Annotated in this window: 1 protein-coding gene and 1 pseudogene; one reads left to right on the top strand and one right to left on the bottom strand. The window is 69.8% G+C overall.

Going from position 1 to position 1564, the window contains the following annotated elements; translation table 11 throughout:
* The first annotated feature begins 44 nt into the window (after nucleotides 1-44).
* A complete protein-coding gene (locus PU704_RS19895) occupies nucleotides 45-1151 on the top strand; it encodes an IS110 family RNA-guided transposase (RefSeq protein WP_465261027.1) in 1107 nt (368 codons plus the stop codon).
* 296 nt (nucleotides 1152-1447) lie between these two features.
* On the opposite strand, the pseudogene PU704_RS19890 reads toward PU704_RS19895, so the two are convergent.
* Nucleotides 1448-1564 (bottom strand): annotated as a pseudogene (locus tag PU704_RS19890) (IS481 family transposase); the annotation flags it as partial.

Genomic DNA, 1564 nt, shown 5'->3' with positions numbered 1-1564 from the left:
AGTACTCCCTTGCCCGGCCTATCCGACAGCAGTGGGAGGCCCCGGTGTTTACAGAGCGTACGAGCGTAGGCCTGGATGTGCACGCCCGATCGGTCGTAGCCGCGGCGATCGACGGATCCACCGGCGAACTCGTCCAGACCAGATTGACCCCCGACCACGGCCACATCCGGTCCTGGATCCAGGACCTGCCCGGCCCGGTGGCGGTGACCTACGAGGCCGGCCCGACCGGCTTCGGGCTGTCCCGGGCCCTGGAAGCCGACGGCATCCGGTGCGTGGTGGCAGCCCCGTCGAAGCTGCAACGCCCCTCCGGGGACCGGATCAAGACGGATGCCCGCGACGCGGTGCACCTGGCCCGGTTGCTGCGCCTGGACGAGATCACCGCGGTGACGGTCCCCAGCGTGGAACAGGAAGCGGCCCGGGACCTTGTGCGGGCCAGGGAGGACTGCCGCGGGGATTTGATGCGCGCCCGCCACCGGGTGTCGAAGCTGCTGTTGCGCCACGGCATCGTCTACACCGGTGGGGCGGCCTGGACGGGTGCCCACCATGCGTGGCTGGCCCGTCAGCATCTTCCCAACCCGGCGACCCGGATGGCTTTCGACGCCGAGCACGAGGCCGTGCTGGCCACCCTGGCCCGCCGTGACCGGTTGGATGCGGCGATCACGGCGATGGCTGCTGACTCCGAGTTCACCCCGGTGGTGGCCCGGGTGTGCTGCCTGCGCGGGATATCCACCCTCACCGGGTTCGGACTGGCGGTGGAGATCGGCGACTGGCACCGGTTCACCGGCAACACCATCGGCGCCTTCCTCGGGCTGGTGCCCTCCGAGCACTCCTCCGGAGCGAGCAGAGCACAGGGGCCGATCACCAAGACCGGCAACACCCACGCCCGCCGGCTGCTGGTCGAGGCCGCCTGGCACCACCGGCCCGCCTACCGGATCGGTGCCACCATGCGCGCCCGCTGGGACAAGGCCCCGGCCGCGGCCCGGGCCCGCGGGGACGCCGGCAACCGCCGGTTGCACGAACGCTGGGTGCGGATGCTCGAGCGCAAGAAACGCCCGACCGTCGCCACCGTGGCCATCGCTCGAGAACTGGCCGGGTGGTGCTGGTCGTTGGCCGTCATGGACGAGGTGAGGGACGAGGTCGCCGCCGGATAGGCCCCACCCCACGAGCCGGCCCGCCGGTGCTCCCCGGGAGGCAGCGCGTGGAGCGATCCGCGGAACAACTATGAGCAGCACCACGACCGCTGTCGTGGTGTGACGCTCGATCCTAGACAAGCGGTCCGCTCCAGCCGAACACCGTCCTGCGGTAGCCAACCCGCGCATATCAGTCTGACCGCGCGTCGTCATCGACACGCTCCCCGGTCAGCACTGGCTGGGCCAACAAGAGGCGCCGTCCGGAAGCCATCCGGGCGGCGCCTCACCCTGCCCTCTTGACAGGAATCCCCTACATATCAGTTGTAAGAGGGCATGACGTTACTAGCACGGGCCGGGACGCGTGAGGCCGGGGGCTGATCGCCACAGGCGGTATGGGGCCGATGGTAATTGAAGTGGTTCACCCATACCCCTAT

Origin of the sequence: Kocuria oceani (genome assembly GCF_029524215.1) — a bacterium.
GTDB classification, from domain to species: domain Bacteria; phylum Actinomycetota; class Actinomycetes; order Actinomycetales; family Micrococcaceae; genus Kocuria; species Kocuria oceani.
This window is presented reverse-complemented; position numbering and strand designations above follow the sequence as displayed.